This is a genomic window from uncultured Parabacteroides sp., from assembly GCF_947855115.1.
GTDB lineage: Bacteria > Bacteroidota > Bacteroidia > Bacteroidales > Tannerellaceae > Parabacteroides.
Genome location: NZ_CANTZW010000001.1, coordinates 260,451 through 280,324, shown reverse-complemented (window position 1 = coordinate 280,324; position 19,874 = coordinate 260,451). Strand labels below are relative to the sequence as shown.

17 protein-coding genes and 1 pseudogene are annotated in these 19,874 nt (G+C 46.4%); 12 read left to right on the top strand and 6 right to left on the bottom strand.

Features of this window, described 5'->3' with window-relative positions:
- Positions 1 to 102: 102 nt before the first annotated feature.
- On the top strand, positions 103 to 540 hold the full coding sequence (locus tag Q0110_RS01120; protein WP_297901050.1) for a DUF2867 domain-containing protein: 438 nt from the start codon (positions 103 to 105) through the stop codon (positions 538 to 540).
- A 32-nt stretch (positions 541 to 572) separates the two neighbouring features.
- Positions 573 to 875 (top strand): annotated as a pseudogene (locus tag Q0110_RS01115) (hypothetical protein); the annotation flags it as partial.
- A 35-nt stretch (positions 876 to 910) separates the two neighbouring features.
- Here the strand turns inward: Q0110_RS01115 and Q0110_RS01110 are convergent.
- Both Q0110_RS01110 and Q0110_RS01105 read right to left on the bottom strand, forming a co-directional pair.
- Positions 911 to 1,501, bottom strand: a complete 591-nt coding sequence (locus Q0110_RS01110; protein ID WP_297901047.1) for a Crp/Fnr family transcriptional regulator — start codon at positions 1,499 to 1,501, stop codon at positions 911 to 913.
- Entirely contained in the window at positions 1,498 to 2,847 is a 1,350-nt protein-coding gene (locus tag Q0110_RS01105) for an MATE family efflux transporter (protein ID WP_297901044.1), read from the bottom strand. The genes Q0110_RS01110 and Q0110_RS01105 overlap by 4 nt, the downstream gene beginning before the upstream one ends.
- 228 nt (positions 2,848 to 3,075) lie before the next feature.
- On the opposite strand from Q0110_RS01105, the gene Q0110_RS01100 reads away from it, so the two are divergent.
- The 4 genes from Q0110_RS01100 to Q0110_RS01085 all read left to right on the top strand — a co-directional run bounded on the left by Q0110_RS01100 (position 3,076) and on the right by Q0110_RS01085 (position 8,983).
- Positions 3,076 to 6,237: a SusC/RagA family TonB-linked outer membrane protein gene (locus Q0110_RS01100; RefSeq protein WP_297901041.1), complete on the top strand. Its 3,162-nt coding sequence runs from the start codon at positions 3,076 to 3,078 to the stop codon at positions 6,235 to 6,237.
- Positions 6,238 to 6,278: 41 nt separating this feature from the next.
- Entirely contained in the window at positions 6,279 to 8,198 is a 1,920-nt protein-coding gene (locus Q0110_RS01095) for a SusD/RagB family nutrient-binding outer membrane lipoprotein (protein ID WP_297901038.1), read from the top strand.
- Positions 8,199 to 8,323: 125 nt separating this feature from the next.
- A complete protein-coding gene (locus Q0110_RS01090) occupies positions 8,324 to 8,608 on the top strand; it encodes a hypothetical protein (RefSeq protein WP_297901036.1) in 285 nt (94 codons plus the stop codon).
- Positions 8,609 to 8,983 carry a hypothetical protein gene (locus Q0110_RS01085; protein ID WP_297901033.1) on the top strand — a complete coding sequence of 125 codons (375 nt, stop codon included), beginning with the start codon at positions 8,609 to 8,611 and terminating at the stop codon, positions 8,981 to 8,983. It abuts the gene before it with no gap.
- A 34-nt stretch (positions 8,984 to 9,017) separates the two neighbouring features.
- On the opposite strand, the gene Q0110_RS01080 is transcribed toward Q0110_RS01085, so the two are convergent.
- On the bottom strand, positions 9,018 to 9,824 hold the full coding sequence (locus tag Q0110_RS01080; protein WP_297901030.1) for an alpha/beta hydrolase: 807 nt from the start codon (positions 9,822 to 9,824) through the stop codon (positions 9,018 to 9,020).
- Between the two features lie 167 nt (positions 9,825 to 9,991).
- Entirely contained in the window at positions 9,992 to 10,873 is an 882-nt protein-coding gene (gene fabD / locus Q0110_RS01075) for an ACP S-malonyltransferase (RefSeq protein ID WP_297901027.1), read from the bottom strand.
- A gap of 139 nt (positions 10,874 to 11,012) precedes the next feature.
- Here fabD and tatA point away from each other — a divergent pair, with 139 nt between their 5' ends.
- The gene (gene tatA / locus Q0110_RS01070) at positions 11,013 to 11,207 is read left to right on the top strand and encodes a twin-arginine translocase TatA/TatE family subunit (protein WP_005858259.1); all 195 of its coding nucleotides are present in this window, start codon (positions 11,013 to 11,015) and stop codon (positions 11,205 to 11,207) included.
- Positions 11,208 to 11,213: 6 nt separating this feature from the next.
- The gene (tatC, locus tag Q0110_RS01065; RefSeq protein ID WP_297900997.1) at positions 11,214 to 12,047 is read left to right on the top strand and encodes a twin-arginine translocase subunit TatC; all 834 of its coding nucleotides are present in this window, start codon (positions 11,214 to 11,216) and stop codon (positions 12,045 to 12,047) included.
- 65 nt (positions 12,048 to 12,112) lie between these two features.
- Here the strand turns inward: tatC and Q0110_RS01060 are convergent, their stop codons facing one another.
- Entirely contained in the window at positions 12,113 to 12,985 is an 873-nt protein-coding gene (locus Q0110_RS01060; RefSeq protein WP_297900994.1) for an arginase family protein, read from the bottom strand.
- A gap of 127 nt (positions 12,986 to 13,112) precedes the next feature.
- Here Q0110_RS01060 and Q0110_RS01055 point away from each other — a divergent pair, with 127 nt between their 5' ends.
- Positions 13,113 to 15,368, top strand: coding sequence for a GH92 family glycosyl hydrolase (locus tag Q0110_RS01055; protein WP_297901362.1), 2,256 nt, complete (start codon positions 13,113 to 13,115; stop codon positions 15,366 to 15,368).
- 58 nt (positions 15,369 to 15,426) lie between these two features.
- Here Q0110_RS01055 and Q0110_RS01050 read toward each other — a convergent pair whose 3' ends face one another.
- Entirely contained in the window at positions 15,427 to 15,561 is a 135-nt protein-coding gene (locus Q0110_RS01050; protein ID WP_297900991.1) for a hypothetical protein, read from the bottom strand.
- A 127-nt stretch (positions 15,562 to 15,688) separates the two neighbouring features.
- On the opposite strand from Q0110_RS01050, the gene Q0110_RS01045 reads away from it, so the two are divergent.
- From Q0110_RS01045 to Q0110_RS01035, 3 genes are all read left to right on the top strand, one after another.
- Positions 15,689 to 16,687 (top strand): isoaspartyl peptidase/L-asparaginase, encoded by a 999-nt coding sequence (locus tag Q0110_RS01045; protein WP_297900988.1) that lies wholly within the window; start codon positions 15,689 to 15,691, stop codon positions 16,685 to 16,687.
- Positions 16,688 to 16,720: 33 nt separating this feature from the next.
- Entirely contained in the window at positions 16,721 to 18,091 is a 1,371-nt protein-coding gene (radA, locus tag Q0110_RS01040; protein WP_297900985.1) for a DNA repair protein RadA, read from the top strand.
- 172 nt (positions 18,092 to 18,263) lie between these two features.
- Complete coding sequence (locus Q0110_RS01035; RefSeq protein ID WP_297900982.1) at positions 18,264 to 19,868, top strand: FAD-dependent protein; 1,605 nt, start codon at positions 18,264 to 18,266, stop codon at positions 19,866 to 19,868.
- The last annotated feature ends 6 nt before the right edge of the window (positions 19,869 to 19,874 follow it).

Sequence of the window (19,874 nt, the reverse complement as noted above, 5' to 3'; positions counted from 1 at the left end):
ATTCTATCTTTATAAATAGTTCGTTAAAAAGGATACGATCTCGCGAATTATAGCGACCTTTGTGATGATAATCAAAATCGTAAGATGTTGAGATAAAGAGTTATGAAAGACAATAAGAGTTACGATTATACGGATGAATTTAACGATATAATCCACACTACGAGATTTATAAATGCGGCAGAGTTGTCTGAACTGTTCTTTTCCGCCCCCAAGTGGATAACCATTTTGATGAAATCTCGTAATGTCATGATGAGACCTTTGGGGTTGAAAAAAGAAAGAATTTTATCGGATTTGGTACATATCGAATCCGAGAATCTGGCAACGGTATGCAAAAATGATAAGCATCTTGATTTGGAATTTGCGTTTATAACCGAGAGAATGGGACGTGATAGCCAACGCATATCTGTCGGCACAAAAGTCAGGTTCCATAATGGTTTGGGAAAATGTTATTTTACCATAATCAAACCGTTTCACAATTTAATTTGCAAGACACTCTTGCAACGAGCAAAAAACAATGTTGAAAAATCTCTTTACAGATAAGTATTGTAATGTGCCGATAATCAATAAAGAATATGAATACTCTTCAAAAAGTCGGTGATTTTATTTATAATGCAGATATTTATGATGGGTTAAATAATTCTCTGTCCGATTTGGAGTTTTACAAAAAATGGCTACCTCAAAATAAAGAGGCCAAAATACTTGAACTCTGCTGTGTAGGCTTACGATTTCAATAGCAAAGGATGGATATAATATTAAGGGAGTTGATTATACTTTATCTATGCTTGAACGGGCAAAGGAGAAAGCGTTTCAATCCTAATATCCAATATATTGTTGAACACGAACGGGAGCAACATGTTATTACCGAATACACAACCTGAGTTCCGTATTTTAATCATTAAATAAAAGATATCTATACGATAAAACTTGCGGAATTGGCCAGTTTCGCCCGGATTCTGCTTAAAGATTGGGCCGTGATGCCTAGATAAGACGCTATGTATTTCAGGGGAACGGATTGGATGATCTCGGGTTGCTTATCCAATAAAGTAGCGTAACGCTCAATGGCGGTCCGTTTGTAAGAACTCAGCCATGAGGTCTCTACCTCAAGCATAAAATTCTCTAATATCCTTCTCCCGATATTCGCTAATTCCGCGGAGGATTGAAATAAGACCTCAAGCTTATGCTTGGGAAGGCAAAAAGCCTCGCCTTCCGTAACGGCTTCTATGGTATAAAGAGAAGGGGAACCGGAGGTATATCCCCATACAGGAAGAGCGATCTCACTTTCCACGGCGAACCAGAAGGTATCTTCCATCCCGTCCTTAAATGTATAAGCCCGCCAGATTCCCTCGGATAAGATATACATATTCGTGTTTATCTCCCCTTCATGTACGATTATATCTTTGGGGACGAACGGTACGATCTCCGCGTTTTCCAGCAGCAATTGCATGGTGCGCTCGGGGATGGAGAATCGTTCCATTATTTTCTGGCGGACTTCCTCTTTCATTGTCTTGTACGTTTCGATAGATAGTATACCACGATAATCGCGAAAGTAATAAATTCCGACAAGGGAACGGCCAGCCAAATGCCCTTAATTCCTAGGAGAACCGGGAGAAACATGAAACTTAAGGTGATGATCACGATTCCTCGTAGGATGGTGAATAGCGTAGCAGGCCTAAAGCGTTCTATGCTCTGGAAATACCCGATACAAACGATATTAAGAGCGAAAAAGACGTACCCCAGGGAAAAATAGGGGATGCCGCTAACCGCGATCTCATAGGCGTTGCCTTGGTCGCCAAGAAACAAGGAAGCGACTTCCGGGCAGAATAGAATGGTACTGGCGCAAGCTAAGCCGCCACATACGATAGCGCATAGCAAGGCCAGCTTGAAAGCTTGCCGTACCCTTTTCCATTGCTGTATGCCGTAATTGTAGCTTATGATCGGTTGGGTAGACTGGGCGATCGCGTTGTTCACCATGAATACGATAGGAAAACAATAACAGGCTACGCTATAGGCGGCAACACCGTCTTCTCCTAGGTATCTCATGAATATATAATTACCCACCAACATCATACATGCGATGGCTGCCTCGCTTAAGAAAGCGGAAGAGCCGAGTTTTAGCATGTATCCTATATTTCGTATGGTCAACAGGATACTTTTGGGTGAGAACTTAGGGCGGTAAAGATGTAACGTTTTAGGATAAGCGACAATATAAACCACGATCATGATGCTCCCCACGATTACGGATATAGCGGAGGCCAGGGCTGCGCCCATCAACCCACACTGTAGTGGGAAGACGAGGATGTAGTCTAATACTAAGTTTATCACGGCCGGGACCGCGCTACATAACATGGCGTATGTTGGTGACCCGTCTAGCCGTATGATGAATAACCCGACATTCAGCAACATGTAAAAAGCTAAGAACGGGACGATCCAGTTCATGTATTCCAATACGGAGGGTAATAAGTGCTCGGAACATCCCAACAGGAAAGCTACCTCGGTCCGAAAGGCCATCACCAGCAGGGAGAGCAACAACATGATACATAGCGATACCGAGAGCGCCTGCGTGATATTGATATTCGCTACCTTGTTTTTCTTGTGCGATAAATGAATTGAGGCGACGATAGACGCTCCAACCCCGAACATAAGTCCGACTCCGGTGGATAGCATGAAGAAGGGGGCTACGATATTAACCGCTGCCAGGGCATCACTTCCTACGCCCCTACCTACGAATATCCCATCGGCGATGTTAATCGTAGCAGAGAGAACCATACCTAATAAGGTAGGGATAAACATCTTACGGAACAACTTCGGAATGTTCATTGTTCCAAAATCAATACTGTCTTGCATCATCTGTTTTTTTCCTTTTGTTTTTGCGGCACAAAAGTAGGCTTCTCTACCTAGAAAAAAGTTACCATCAGGGTAAAAAAAGTGTGTTTATCCAGTTTGAATGAGGTATGCGACATTGTTTCCCTTATATGTTAAACTCAAAACATATCAGCCGTTTTCATGTTTATACGGGATAAATGACATTCGTTGACGCTAAAACATTGTCTAGAAAATAAACAAAAAACAGTTGTTATGTTGAAAAGATTCAGACCAGTCAGCTTAATCCTGTTAGTCGGGGCACTTGGGTTCTCGGGAAACTTATACGCCGTGCCAAGGATTCCGAAAGCAGACATTTCCCAGCAAAACTCGAAGGTGTCGGGAACAGTAGAGGATGCCTTAGGACCCGTTACCGGAGCATCCGTGATCGTGAAAGGAACTACCAACGGTACCATGACCGATTTAGACGGGCGTTTTACCCTGGATAACGTAAAGAAAGGGGATATCATACAAGTATCGTTTATCGGTTATACCTCGCGAGACATCCCGTATACCGGCCAGTCCGAGATTATGGTCAAACTCGTGGAAGATACCCAGAAACTCGATGAGGTGGTAGTAACGGCCTTAGGGATGAAACGAGATAAGAAAGCCTTGGGGTATGCCATGCAGGAGTTGAAAGGGGATGATCTCTTGGCCTCCCGTGAATCGAACTTGGCGAACTCCCTTTCCGGTAAGGTTTCCGGTTTGCAGATTGTCCGTTCAAGCAATGGAGTGGGAGGTTCCTCTAAGATCGTACTTCGCGGAAATAACTCATTGACGGGTAGTAACCAGCCATTGATCGTTGTAGACGGTACCCCGATGGATAACTTCACCGGTGGCGTGGATGATGTATGGGGTAACTCCGGAGCGGATATGGGTAACGGTCTTTCGGATATCAACCCGGAAGATATCGAGTCTATGACGGTATTGAAAGGTGCTTCTGCCGCCGCCCTTTACGGATCGCGTGCCGGTAACGGCGTGATCTTGATCACTACCAAGTCCGGACGTAAGAACGAGGGGCTCGGTATCACGGTCAACGCTGGTATCACCGCCGAGACGATTTTCCTGAAACCGGATTTACAGAACGACTTCGGGCAAGGCTCCGTGGGTGTTTACGATAACCAATCTCGTGTTAGCTGGGGACCGAAAGTCACGGGACAAATGGTAACTGATTGGAGGGGCAACCGGATCCCCCTGTATACATATGATAATATTGACGCTTTTTTCCGTGTAGGGACCTCCTTTAACGAAGGTGTCAGCTTCCAACAGAATATAAAGGGTACGGCGGTATTCGCCTCCGTAAACCGTTCCGACGACGCTAGCATCACTCCACGCTCAAAACTAAACAAGACGAATATAACCCTGCGTGCCACGACTTTTCTGGATGAGGCGGAAAAGTGGAAGGTCGATGCCAAGGTGAATTATATCAATCAGAACGCACATAACCGCCCGATTCAAGGCGTGAACCCTTCGAACGCTTTCAATACGATCTATAACCTGCCTCGTTCCTTGAATATCCGTGAGTTTGAGAATGACGTGGATGAGCAAGGCAATATGATTTGGTATGATGCCTCCAAGAACCCGCAGGAGAACCCTTATTGGGTGACCCGTTATCGCCAGAACGAGGATACCCGTAACCGTTTGTTAGGGAATATCTCCTTGAAATATGCCCCGACCGATTGGTTCGATATTGAGTTGAGAGGCGGTACGGATTATTATACCACGACGAAGAGCGAGAAAGTCTATGCCGGTGGTAATACCAGTCCGAGAGGTTTGTATACCGAGGGCTCGGAGACATTCTATGAGAATAACTTCAGTTTCTTGGCTACGGCCCGGAAGGATAACTTGATCGATAGGTTGGGAGGTTTCGTTACTTTCGGTGGTAACCTGATGCTTCAGCAACGTAGCAAGATGAACGCTTCTGCCGGAGAGCTGCTGGTGCCGAACTTGTTCTCGCTGAATAATGGGGTGAATAAACCGACGGTCACTTCCGAGTTGATCCGCCGCCGCATGAATTCTTTGTACGGGTCATTGCAGTTGAACTGGGATGGTTATCTGTTCTTGGATGTTACGGCACGTAACGATTGGTCGTCTACGATGTCGAAAGCCAACCGTTCTTATTTCTATCCTTCTGTCAGTTTTTCCGCGGTGATCTCCGATATGTTGCCGAAGATTGGCGGGAGCATGCCGGATTGGTTTTCTTTCGCTAAGATACGCGCCTCTTTCGCCGAGGTAGGTAACGACTTGGATCCATATCAATTGTATAACTTCTATTCCGTAGGCAAAGATCCCAACGGGAATACGACGGCGAAACCGGGTAAGGTACTTTACGACTCGAATGTGCGTAGTGAGTTGATCAAGTCTTGGGAGGCCGGTTTTGACATTCGTTTCTTTAATAACCGGTTGGGGCTGGATGCCGCTTGGTATAAGTCGAACGCTACCCGCCAGTTGCTGAATTTACCGATGGACCCGTTCTCGGGTTACGCCTCTCGTAAGATTAACGCGGGTAATATCCAGAACGAGGGTTTAGAAATCTCTTTGAACGGTGCGATCTTAGATAACCCCGCCGGATTGAGCTGGAACTCTACGGTACAATTCTCCTTGAACCGGAATAAGATCAAGGAATTATACGAAGGGGTGAATCTGTATGATATCAAGACGTTCGACGCTATTCAGATCGTAGCTCCGGTGGGTGGTTATTATGGTGAGATCTACGGGCAGACCTTTATGCGTGTGACGGATGAGAATAGTCCTCATTATGGAAAGATCATCGTTGGCGATGACGGCTTGCCTTTGATCTCTACCGAGAAATCGAAAGTAGGAAACCAGAGCCCGGATTGGATGATGGGGTGGACCAATAACTTTTCTTACAAAGGTTTTAACCTGAGTTTCCTGATCGACTTCCGTATCGGTGGTAGTATCTATTCGGCGACAGCCTCCAACTTGTATACCCGGGGCAACGCTGCCGGGACAGTCGTGAATGGTGATCGTGCCGAGTTCGTGGTTCCGAATACCGTGGTACAACAAGGTGATGGTTATGCGGAGAATACGGTAGCAGTCTCCCCTCAGAACTATTGGGAGCGTATCGGTTCAACCGGAAACTATGGTTTGCCGGAGGTTTATACCTATAGCGCCACCAATGTCCGTTTGCGTAATATTACGCTTGGCTACGAGTTCAATCGGCAGATGCTGAAGAAAACACCTTTCCAGCGTGTACGTCTGTCCGCTACTTGCAACAATGTTTGGATGATCCATTATAACTTGCCGGGTATCGACCCCGAATCCGTTGCCGCCACGAATACCAACGCCACCGGATTCGAGAACGGAGCCGCCCCGACCAGCCGTTCTTATACGTTTAACGTAACCGTGGGATTCTGAAGGAATACATGATAATTTGAATTACGATAAAAATGATGAAGATGAAAACAAGAAATATACTTTTTGCCGGATTGGTATCGGTGGTCGCTCTTCTTTCCTCCTGTAATGATTTTCAGGAGATCAATGAAGACCCGAATCTTGTAGGAGAGGATAAGGTGAAGCCCCAATGGTTCCTGAATGCCTCTATCATAGGAGACCAGATGAACCCGGAGATAGCCGAGCGTATCTTTATCCTGTACTGGGATCGTGCTTCCCGCTTCAATAGGGGGAGTGGTTTTACGATCGGTACGGACAACAACGATTACAGTACTACCTACCTGAGTAACGATTACGCCGTAGGTTGGCTGAACCAAGCAACCAAAGCGATCCAGTTGGGAGAGCGGATGGTGGCCAATGGTGAGGCGAATACCTATCCCTATTATAAGAATGTGATCCAGATGGCCCGTATCTGGCGTGCTTACTTGAACTCGGAAGTCGCGGACGGCTTCGGTCCGATCCCGGCGTTGGCCGCTTTCTCCGGTGTACCGGCTGAGTACGATAGCGTGGAGGCGATCTATCAATTTATATTGAAAGAATTACGTGAGGCAGAGTCTGCGTTAGACCCTTCCTTGGACATGTCCGCTATGGCTAACGAGGATGCTTTCTATGCGGGAGATGTAACGAAATGGCAGAAATATGCCAACTCTTTGCGTATGCGTTTGGCGATGCGTATCTCGGCTGTCGATCCAGCCTTGGCAAAAGCGGAATTTGAGGATGCCGCCTCTAAGACATTTATCTCCGAGCTGGCCGATATCGCTTCCGTACAGGAGAAAGAGGGTTGGGATGAGCTGACGAGCGTGATGTCTCGTCCTTGGAACGGGCAGGCGATGTCCGTGACGTTTAAGAACTTGGTGGTAGGTTTGGGGGGACAGGAATTTCCGTTGCCGGACTCTTTGAAAAGCCATTTGAAGAATCCGTATGAGTATCAGGGTTTGTATTTGAGCCAACATTTCCCTCTGACAACGAACGATCCGTGCGCCGGTTTCTATTTTGACGGTATTCCTCAATACGTAGATCCCCGTGCCCCGAAACTGTTTAGTGTCGTAGGGTGGGATGATGGCGTGGTCTATTCCGATTATATCGGTGCGGCTAGCGAGGTGAAACCGGTTAACTTGAAGAATCCGGCAGACAATACCCAGAATATGTTGACGATCGACCCGAAATATACGTGGGACACTTGGGTAGCGGGAGAATGGGATGTGAAAGCCGGTCTGGTAAGTGAGCTGACAGGCAAGAACTACAATTATCCCTCTATGTCTAAGCAATATCGTATGAGTACCAACAAGCGTGTCTTCTTCGGCCCATGGGAAAGTTACTTCTTATTGGCGGAAGCCGCTGTGAAAGGTTGGAAGGTTCCGGGAACGGCTAAATCCAATTATGAGTCCGGTATTACAGCGAGTTTTGAATATCACGGGTTGTTGAGCCAGGTCGGTGATTACTTATCATCTCGGGAATACAACCGTATCGGTACTTCTGTCGCTTTCGACCATACGACGGAGGCGAAAGCGTATACGATCCGTTATACGGACCCATATACAAAAGAGATGAAGAGCCGTACATATGAATATCCTCAGAACTCGATCTACCGGAATGGCGCATATAATAATGATATCCTTACGAAGATTATCACCCAGAAATATATAGCGCAAGTTCCTTGGCTACCGGAAGAGGCTTGGAGCGATCATCGCCGTTTAGGTCTTCCTTTCTTTGAGAACCAAGCGGTAGAGAAAGATTACAACCCATTGAATCAAGTACCTCTGACGGTCGCTACCTCTAAAGAATGCCGTTGGGATTTTTACCCGAAACGTTACCGTTATCCGGCGAATATCCAAACGAACAATCAAGCGGGATATGCGCAAGCTCTCCAGCTTTTGGGCGGTCCGGATTTGACGACTACTCCACTGTGGTGGAACGCTAAATAGTGAATCTGCTTGGTCTGTTTTACATATACTTTTTCGGTGTCACGCATTTATTTGTGTGGCACCGTTTTTATAGATATATTTCATTATCTTTGGTGCGAACATAAAAGTAGAAGGAGAATTTGTATATGTCAAAGGAATCATTAAATAGACGTAGGAGCGACTTAATTAAGTTGATTACAGAGATAGAAGATGAGGATTTATTGATCTCTATTGAGGATCAGATTTTTGAGTATAAGGAGGACAAGGAGGTATCTATGGAACCTATTCCGAATTTGCTTCAATTCCCATCAAAAGAAAAGCTTCATGGTCTGATTGAGCAGGTTTTGGAAGATGACCGGAATGGGCGTATGATTGATGGCGAGGATTTTTTTAGGGAATTTGAAAAAAGACATCATATAAAATGTGAATAGATGAAAAACTTAGATCTAAAGATTTCTCCTTTGGCAAATCAACAACTAGATGAGTTCTATGCGTATTGCTCGATTTCTTATGGATGTAAGAAAGCTGATACTATTTATGTTTTGATAAAACGGACTTTCAATGATTTCTGTATATTTCCCGGTATGGGGCAAATAGAACCTTTATTATCTGATTATCCGCAATGTTTCCGTTCTTTCACCCAGCATCCGAATACAAAGATTATTTATTGGGTAGAAGATAATGCGGTAAAAATAGCCTTGCTTTTTTATACCCGGCAAGCACCGGAGAAACTCCGTTATACGATTGAGAACCGGACGGATTGGATTTGTGAGCCTCCGTCTCCTCCTTATGGTGAACAGAAGTAGGATCATGGAGACTTCGAGTTTTACCCCGAGTCTCTTATTCGATCATGCTTAACCATTTCTCCAGCTCGTCGGTCCATTGACGTTTGTAGACGAAGTTGTCCCGGAATCCAAAACTATGGCCGCCTTTCGGGTAGATGTGTAAGGAGGCAGACACTTTGTTTTTTAGTAAAGCGAGATAATAAAGCACGCTATTCTCCGGGCTAACCGCCTCATCATCCGAAGCTAATGCTATAAAAGCGGGAGGTGTTTGTGAGTTTACGTGCAATTCCAGGGAGAAAGCTTCCTCTTCCTCATGCGTGGGGTTCGCTCCTAATAGTCGTTCCCTTGATTTAAGATGCGTTAAATGAGGCAGCATACTGATAACCGGATAAAGAAGTATTTGGAAATCCGGACGTGCGTCATCTACCCCGAATATTGCGGCATGCCCGGCGATATAGCCGCCAATGGAAGCACCCATGACACCGACTTTCGTGATCTTCCACTCTTCCGAGTAATTCCGAAGGATGCGTAGACCTTGGCGAACATCATCCAGCGGGACTTCCCTATGTCCGTTCGGCATCCGGTATTTCAATACGGCATAAGTGATACCTTGCGCATTGAACCATGCGGCCATATCGCGTCCTTCATGTCCGATCGAAATCTTGGAAAGCCCGCCACCCGGACACATCAAGATCGCCTTGCCATTCGGCTTGCCTGCCGGATAAACCAATAAAGAAGGGTTCGATATATTGGATATGGCATTCGGGGTATCTTCCAATTCTACGCCGGCCAACCCGTTACTGGTGGGAGCGCCATCCGGCCAGAGTAGGATGATTCTATTTTTCTGTTGTATTGTCTCCATTTTCTATATTCTGAATTGTGTTTACAGTATAAAACAACGTTGGTCTTTGATTGGTTTAACGTTCATGTTTTTTCGAGCCATTATCATATAAGAAAATCCGGAAAAGACGCGAGAGAGAACTCTCCATCCTTTCCGGATTTTTATCTTTATTACCCTTGAAAAGCAGATTATTGCATACCTTCCGTAGTCATTGCCTTATTGATCTTTTTAACCAATCCCTGAAGAACGGCACCCGGGCCTAACTCGATGAAATGAGTAGCTCCATCGGCGATCATGTTCTGTACGCTTTGGGTCCAACGTACCGGGGCAGTCAACTGGGCGATCAAGTTAGCCTTGATTGTCTCCGGGCAAGTCTCGGCCTTCGTACTTACGTTCTGGTAAACCGGGCAAGATGGTTTATTAACAGTCGTAGTCTCGATAGCGGCAGCCAACTCCGCACGAGCCGGTTCCATCAATGGAGAGTGGAACGCTCCTCCTACCTTCAACTTCAAGGCACGCTTAGCGCCGGCAGCCAATAACTTCTCGCAAGCCTGATCGATACCGGGGATAGAACCGGAGATTACCAACTGGCCCGGGCAATTATAGTTGGCGCAAACCACTACCTCGTCCTTGATGCTTGCGCAAATTTCCTCAACCGTAGCGTCCGGCAAAGCTAAAACGGCAGCCATTGTAGAAGGAGTCGCCTCACAAGCCTTTTGCATAGCCATGGCACGTTTGGAAACTAATACCAAACCGTCCTCGAAAGACAGTGCTCCGGCAGCTACCAAGGCGGAGAATTCTCCTAATGAGTGACCGGCAACCATGTCCGGTTGGAATTGGTCGCCCAATGTTTTCGCGAGAATGACAGAGTGTAAGAAGATCGCGGGTTGAGTAACCTTGGTCTGTCTCAGATCCTCGTCCGTTCCGGCAAACATTAAATCCGTGATACGGAAACCAAGGATCTCATTAGCCTTCTCAAACATCTCTTTAGCAAGAGAATTATTATCGTAGAGGTCTTTGCCCATTCCTACGAACTGTGCTCCCTGACCGGGAAATACATACGCTTTCATCTTTCTAATTTTTTTCTAATTTCAGTTTTTTAAGACGGTACAAAGGTAATAAATTTGGAATAATGAGGCTACTATTCATTACAAATTGTATCTTTGCCCCCATAGAAACGAGAATATTAATGACTAATATTATAATATCATGAATGAATTACTATTTTTAGGAAACTTGGGTACAGGCGAGATCGTGATCATCGCCATTGTTGTGTTATTACTTTTCGGCGGTAAGAAAATTCCTGAGCTGATGAAAGGTATCGGTAAGGGAGTGAAGAATTTCAAGGACGGTGTAAAAGGTTTGGAAGACGATATCAAATTAGACGATACGGAAAAGAAGTAAAGGAAGATGCAACAAGAAGAAATGTCATTCTGGGATCACCTGGAAGAACTTCGTTGGACTTTATTTCGTTCTATTTTAGCGCTCTTTATTTTTGCTATAGCCGGGTTCTCGGTAATGCCGTGGCTGTTCGATAATGTCGTGATGGCCCCGTGTAGCTCCGATTTCATCGTCTATCGGGAAATGTGTAAGATTAGTTCTCATTTTTCTTTTCTCCCGGACTTTTGTAATGATACGTTCCACGTGAACATTGTCAATATCAAGCTGGCTTCCCAGTTTTTTACGCATATGACAAGTTCTTTCTGGTTGGCGTTATTATTGACTTTCCCTTATTTGATGTGGGAGATCTGGAAGTTCGTAAGTCCGGCTCTCTATGAGAATGAGAAGAAAAATGTGCGTTGGGTATTCTTGTTCGGAACGATTATGTTCTTTATCGGATGCTCGGTCGGTTATTTCTTGGTGTTCCCGATGACGCTACGTTTCTTGGCGACTTACGAGTTGAGTGCCGCCATTACGGAACAGGTATCGCTTGATTCTTACATGGATAACTTCTTGATGTTGATATTCGTGATGGGAATTGTTTTTGAGATGCCGTTGGTTTCTTGGCTATTATCTCAGATGGGGTTGCTAAATCGCTCTTTCTTCCATAAATACAGACGGCATGCGGTTGTCGGCCTGTTAGTTGGTGCGGCGTTCATCACTCCAAGTAGTGATCCGTTTACGTTGAGTATCGTATTCTTGCCGCTCTATGGTTTGTATGAGTTGAGTGCGTTCTTCGTGAAGAAAGCCCCGAAGGAAGAAGACGAGGGGAATGAGGATGAGGAAAATAATAATGAGGGATAGATCCCGAAAGTTATAAACGTTATTGAAAAAAAGACGTAACCCTACATGGAGTTACGTCTTTTTTATTATTTCAATAAAGGTAACTGTCTTAGCATATTCCTAAGTTTGATGGCAATACGAGGCATCGGCTCGGCTACCGTAAGGCCTACCAGGTCATATTCGGATGCTATATCATTGATAACACGAACGACCTCGTCTGTTCTCATCCCGTTAGGCTCTACGCCGACTCCCGCTATCATATCTGCGGGATCGATCACATCCATATCGAAATGAACAACCACTTTAGATACGCCCGTCCCTTTTAACCATTCAAGGATGGGAGAACTATCTTTCGCTACCTCCTCTGGGGATAATCCTTTTATACCTAGCTCTTTCTGCCGTTCTTTCATCCCTTCGTCCCATGAGCGTAAACCTACGATTAAGGTATTTGCGACTTTGAATTTTCCCGGTAATAATTGAAGAATTTCCTCGTCACCCATTCCTAGGCAAGCCGTGAGAGCCATTGCGTGATATCCCTTATACTCGTCATATGGTAAGTTTATATCCGGATGGGCATCTATCCAGACAACGGCGATATCATCCGGGTATTTAGCGGCCAGATAGGTGAAGGGTACGACACTTACCGAGCATTCGCCCCCTAAGGTAATGATCCTTTCCGGGGCATTCTCTTGAAGTAGCCCGATAGCGGCCTTGGTTTGTTTCAAGATAACCTTACGGGCACTGACTCCCAAGTCGGTTTCCCTATCATTAATGTCTAATGAAACAGGAACTTCCACAGTCTTCTGGGGACTTTTGGGCGCTAGGAAATTGAGTAATTGAGCGCCTAAGTAATATCCTCTGGAAGCGTCATCAGCAGGAATATCCGGTATCCAATGATTGATGATCCCACCTTGCCATTGTGGATAAATCAGGCGAAGCGTCGATGTCTTATTTTCCATATTATCGTAGTTTTTATACAAAGTTAATGGATTTCACCGAATTCACGTCTTAATGAAAAAGATTTTCACCCCAATGAAAATAGAAAGTTTTCTCAGGAAACTATTTCTCTTTCGGAATAATTTACGTATGTTTGCTCAAACTCAAAACGAATTGTATAATAACATGAAGCACATGTCTATATTGGCGGTCTCCTTGCTGGCGCTCGTGGCCTGCACGCCTGAAAAGAAACAGGAGGCAGATTACTCGCAATATGTGAATCCCATGATCGGTACGGACTTTACCGGTAATACCTATCCGGGAGCCCAAGTTCCTTTTGGTATGGTACAATTAAGCCCGGATAACGGTTTGCCGGGTTGGGACCGCATCTCTGGATATTTCTATCCGGATACGACTATCGCCGGTTTCAGCCATACGCACCTTTCTGGTACGGGGGCAGGCGATTTATACGATATCTCTTTTATGCCCGTGACCCGTCCTTATAAAGAGGCTCCGGCACCGTTAGGTATCTATTCCACGTTCTCGCATAATGATGAGGCGGCCTCTGCCGGATATTACCGGGTATTGCTGAAGGATTATAACATTAACGTGGAGCTTACGGCTACCGAGCGTTGCGGTATCCAACGGTATACCTTCCCAGAGGCTGAGGCTTCGGTGTTCCTGAACTTAAAGAAGGCGATGAACTGGGATTTTACCTTAGACTCCAAGATCGAGGTGATAGACTCTACGACAATCCGCGGATACCGCCTGTCCCAAGGATGGTCTCCCTTGCAACATGTTTATTTCGAGACCCGTTTCTCCAAGCCTTTTGCGGCTTATCATATAGACACGACTTCTATCGTGACCAAGGAGAAAGGTTGGATCGGTACGGCATATGTGGCCCGTTTCGACTTCAATACGAAGAAGGATGAGGAAATCCTTGTCACGACCGGAATTTCCGGGGTCAGCATGGAGGGAGCGGGAAAGAACTTGCGTGCGGAAGCCCCGAAGGATGATTTCGATTATTATCAGGCCCAGGCTAGCGCGAATTGGAACAAGCAGCTTTCCAAGATTGAGGTGAAGAGCCGGAATACAGACGATATGGTGAAGTTCTATACGGCCTTATATCATTCCATGATCGCCCCGACGATCTATAGCGACGTAGACGGTTCTTACTACGGTCCGGATCAGCAAATCCATAAGGCAGACGGATGGACGAACTACTCCACCTTCTCTTTATGGGATACCTATCGTGCGTCTCACCCGTTGTTTACATATACGGAGCCGGAGCGTACGAATGATATGATCAAAGGTTTCTTGAAGTTCTACGAGCAGAATGGGGCTTTACCTTTATGGAACCTTTATGGGTGGGAAACGAATATGATGATCGGTTATCATGCGGTTCCCGTTATCGTGGACGCTTATCTGAAAGGTGTCGGCGATTTTGATGCCGAGAAGGCGCTGGAAGCTTGTATAGCGACAGCCAACCGGGATGATTACCGGGGTATCGGCGATTATAAGAAGTTAGGATATGTTCCGGCTTATAGCGACCCGAAGAAATGGGAGAACTGGTCTCTGTCGAAGACCTTGGAATACGCCTACGATGATTATTGTATCGCTAAGATGGCCGAAAAGATGGGGAAGAAAGAGATTGCCGATGAGTTCTTTAAGCGTTCACAAAACTATCGTAACGTATACAACCCGGCTACCTCTTTTATGCAGCCTCGTGATGAGAAAGGAAACTTTGCCGCTAATTTCAGCCCCGATGATTATACGGAGGATATTTGCGAGAGCAATGGCTGGCAGTATTTCTGGTATGTACCGCAAGATTTGGATGGTTTGATCGGGTTGGTAGGAAGCAAGGAGCGTTTCGCCGAGAAATTGGATAGTATGTTTACCTATATCCCGAAGTCGGATGAGGAATTGCCTATCTTTAGCACGGGTATGATCGGTCAGTATGCGCATGGCAATGAACCGAGCCATCATGTGATTTACTTATATAACAAGGTAGGTCAGCCTTGGAAGACCCAGAAATACGTGGCTCAGGTATTGCATGAATTGTATCTGAATGCCCCGGACGGTATTTGTGGTAACGAGGATTGTGGACAGATGTCCGCTTGGTTCGTGTTCAGCTCTATGGGATTTTATCCGGTCGATCCGGTTAGTGGCCGGTACGAGATCGGTTCCCCGTTATTCCCGGAGGTGAGGATGCATGTGGGCGAGGGCAAGACCTTTACGGTTTTGGCTCCAGAGGTTTCCGCGGAGAATATTTATATCCAATCCGTGAAACTAAATGGCCAGCCTTATGATAAGAGCTATATTACCCACGAGCAAATCATGAGTGGCGCTACGCTAGAGTTCGTGATGGGTAGCCAGCCGGGACCGGTTTGGTATACGAATAAATAGGCTTATTTTTATTGTTTGTATTAAGGGGTGCCGCGGTTGATGCCGTGGCATTCTTTTTTTAATCAGGTTCATCCGAATCCTTTTCATAGGCTTTAAGGATATCTTTTACGATATACCAAAGCACGAACAAGACCAGTACGCTTCCGATCAAGATATATCCCATTCTTATGATGGTGTCGATGTATTCTTCCATAATATTCTTGTTTAGTGTGATTACTCACGTAGTAAATGTACGGATAAAAATCTGGAGATAAGCCCTTTTCTTTATAATATATTCCTATATTTGTCCTATTTTCGGATAATGATTAAAAACTAAGGGTATGTTAAAACAAGTAATAGCTTTGGCGGCGTTGATGGTTTCATCTATGGCCTTCGCTCAAGACAGGGAGTATGTAATCGTGGTACATGGTGGTGCGGGAGCCATGGCGGGGATAGAAGATGATCCCGTTAGATCAGCCCAGTACTATGCCGCTCTCGACTCTGCCTTGATGATTGGTGATAAGGTGCTTTCAACGGGAGGTGAAGGGCCGGAGGCTGTTATGGCCGTAATCAATTACTTCGAGGGAAATCCGTTGTTTAACGCCGGAATCGGCGCTACCTGTACGGCAGAGGGAACTTTCGAGCTGGATGCGTCTATCATGGAAGGTAAGGATTTGAGCGCAGGCGCCGTATCCGGCCTGAAACACGTGAAACATCCGATCAATGCCGCCTATGCCGTAAAGACAAAATCTCCACACGTCATGTTGAGCGGAACCGGTGCCGAGGAGTTCGCAAAGGAACAAGGCTTGGAAATGGTGGAGGATAATATGTATTTCGCTACCCCCAAGACGATGGAGTGGGTCGAGAAGCTAAAGCGGGAGAGTAAGAAGAACGGTACGGTAGGCTGTGTCGTTTTGGATAAACAGGGAAACTTAACGGCGGGGACCAGTACCGGCGGTATGTTCAAGAAGCGTTGGGGGCGTGTCGGTGATTCGCCCGTGATCGGCGCCGGGACCTATGCGGATAATAACAGTTGCGCCGTCTCTTGTACGGGGCATGGAGAGTACTTTATCCGTCATGCGGTAGCGTTCAACGTTTGTGCCCGTTATAAATACCTCAAGGAAAGCGTAGAGCAAGCTGCGGATTATATCATCCGTACGGAATTGAATACGAACGCTGGTAATGGAGGCTTGATCGCCGTGGATAAATTAGGAAATATCGCCATGCCCTATAACAGTGGTGGCATGTTCCGTGGATTCTTGTACAAAGAGAAAGGTAGCCCGGAAATTAAGAAGGGGTGCGGTATCGGAAAGAAAATTGTTGTGGTAGGGGAAAAGTAGTTTTTTGTATCTTTACGCCAAATTCAGTATAGAATGGCGAAAACAAAAACAGTATATCTCTGCTCTAACTGTGGCGCTGATTCCCCGAAATGGCTGGGTAAATGCCCGAATTGCGGGGAATGGAACACTTATGTGGAGGAGATTGTAACGAAGGAACCTGCCGTGAAACGACCGGTTCCCGGTATTATGGAGGGCAATAAGACCCGTCCGGTGTTATTGCGTGATATAACGACGGAAGAGGAGGCCCGCATCGATTTAAAAGATGATGAGTTAAACAGGGTGCTTGGTGGAGGCTTGGTGAAGGGCTCTTTGGTATTGATCGGAGGAGAACCGGGGATCGGAAAATCCACTTTAGTCTTGCAAACCGTATTGGGCTTGACTGAATTGAAAACCCTTTATGTATCGGGTGAGGAGAGTGGTCGCCAATTGAAACTCCGTGCGGACCGGTTGTCGCATGATAATCCGAACTGTTTCATCCTATGCGAGACCCATCTGGAACAGATCTTTACGCAAGCAGCCAATATCCAGCCGGACTTGATGATCATAGATTCCATACAAACCATCTTTACGGAAGTCGCGGAATCTTCTCCCGGCAGTGTCTCCCAAGTACGCGAGTGCAGCGCCGCTATCTTGAAATACGCCAAGGAAAGCGGTGTTCCGGTCTTATTGATTGGCCATATCAATAAGGAAGGCAGTATCGCCGGTCCGAAGGTACTGGAGCATATCGTGGACACGGTGTTGCAGTTTGAGGGCGATCAGCATTATATGTATCGTATCCTGCGGAGCATCAAGAACCGTTTCGGCAGTACGGCAGAGCTGGGGATTTACGAGATGCGCCAGAACGGGCTTCGCGAGGTAAGCAATCCATCCGAATTGTTATTAACCCAGAATCATGAGGGGTTGAGCGGTGTCGCCATCGCTGCCACTATCGAGGGGGTACGCCCTTTCTTGATAGAGACGCAGGCCTTGGTCAGTTCAGCGGTTTACGGTACGCCGCAGCGTAGTGCCACCGGATTTGATTTACGCCGTATGAATATGTTGCTGGCGGTATTGGAGAAACGGGCGGGTTTTAAATTGATCCAGAAAGATGTTTTCCTGAATATCGCCGGAGGTTTGAAAGTAAATGATCCGGCTATCGATTTGGCGGTAATCAGCTCCATCCTTTCCTCTAGTTTGGATATCAGTATCGAGCCGGGTGTTTGTATGGCCGGAGAGGTGGGTTTGTCCGGAGAGATCCGTCCGGTCAACCGTATAGAGCAACGTATCTTGGAGGCGGAGAAACTGGGTTTTTCCCGGATTATCATTCCCTATAACAATCTAAAGGGCTTTGATACGGTGAAGGCAAAGATCCAAATCGTACAAGTGAAAAAAGTGGAAGAAGCTTTCCGCCAGCTTTTCGGTTAACCCAAGCTATGGCATTAGTAATTTCCTAGTTGTAGAGACGCAGCGTGCTGCGTCTCAATATCGACTGATAGTATCTTTAGGTTACCATTTTGAGGGATCGAGACGCAGCACGCTGCGTCTCTACAACTGGATGATGCTGATTGAGAATAAAATAAAGTAATTGTGATAAACAATGATAAAAGAATTACAACTCCGGATATTGCCGGAAGAGGCTGTCAATGAGCAATCGTTGAGGCTAGTAGTAGCCCGTGAGACGGGTGAGGCCCCGAAAAACATCCAAGCCGTGCGGGTATTGAAACGTTCGATAGACGCACGTCAGCGAACGATATTTGTCAACGTGAAACTCCGTGTTTTCATTAACGAGATACCCGGTGAGCCGGAATATCAATCGATAGAATATAAAGATGTCTCGAATGGGAAACCAGTGATCGTCGTAGGAGCCGGCCCGGGAGGTCTGTTCGCCGCCTTGCGTTTGATAGAGCTAGGTTTGCGTCCCATCATCGTCGAGCGGGGTAAGGACGTGCGGGAACGTAAGAAAGACATCGCTTTGATTAGCCGTGAGCATAAGGTGAACGGAGAATCGAATTATAGTTTCGGTGAAGGGGGGGCCGGCGCTTATTCCGATGGTAAGCTGTATACCCGTAGCAAGAAAAGGGGTTCGGTAGATAAGATACTGAATATCTTTTGCCAGTTTGGGGCCAGTTCCTCTATCTTGGCTGATGCCCATCCGCATATCGGGACAGACAAGCTCCCCCGTGTGATCGAGAATATCCGGGAGCAAATCAAGCGATGCGGAGGCGAGGTACATTTCGAGACCCGGATGGACGCTTTTATCATGAAGAAGGATGAGGTGATCGGTATCGAGACGAATACGGGAAAGACCTTTTACGGCCCGGTCATTCTGGCTACCGGTCATTCTGCCCGTGATGTCTATAACTACTTATACGAACGCCAGATCCAGATCGAGGCGAAAGGGATAGCGGTCGGTGTTCGTTTGGAGCATCCTCAGGAATTGATCGACCAAATCCAGTATCACCGAAAAGAAGGCCGTGGAAAATATCTTCCTGCGGCAGAGTATAGTTTTGTGACGCAAGCGAATAACCGGGGCGTTTATTCCTTCTGTATGTGTCCGGGAGGTTTCGTGGTTCCTGCGGCGAGTGGACCTAGGCAGGTCGTGGTAAATGGAATGTCGCCCTCTAATCGGGGTTCCCGTTGGTCTAACTCCGGGATGGTGGTAGAGATCCGGCCGGAGGATTATCCCGGGCTGGTAGGGCAGGAAGAACTTTATCTTCGGAATGGCGAGAAAGTGGAAGCGGATTCCCCGTTAGCATTGATGGCCTTTCAGGAACGTCTGGAAGAAGTCTGCTGGTTAAATGGAGGTATGAAGCAAACAGCCCCCGCCCAGCGTATGGACGATTTCATGCGCAAGAGGAACTCTTTCGATTTACCGGTATCTTCATATACGCCGGGCTTACTGGCCTCTCCGTTGCATTTCTGGATGCCGGAATTCGTGACCAGCCGCCTACGTGAAGGTTTCCGCTATTTCGGTAAGGTTTCTAAAGGTTTTTTGACCAACGAGGCTACTATGATCGGTGTAGAGACCCGTACATCCGCTCCGGTTCGTATCGTCCGCGACCGGGAGACATATCAGCACGTTACGGTAAAAGGTCTTTTCCCCTGCGGAGAAGGAGCCGGTTATGCGGGAGGTATCGTATCTGCCGCTATCGATGGGGAGCGTTGTGCGGAAGGAGTGTATAATCTTGAATCCAATAAATAAGTAAAA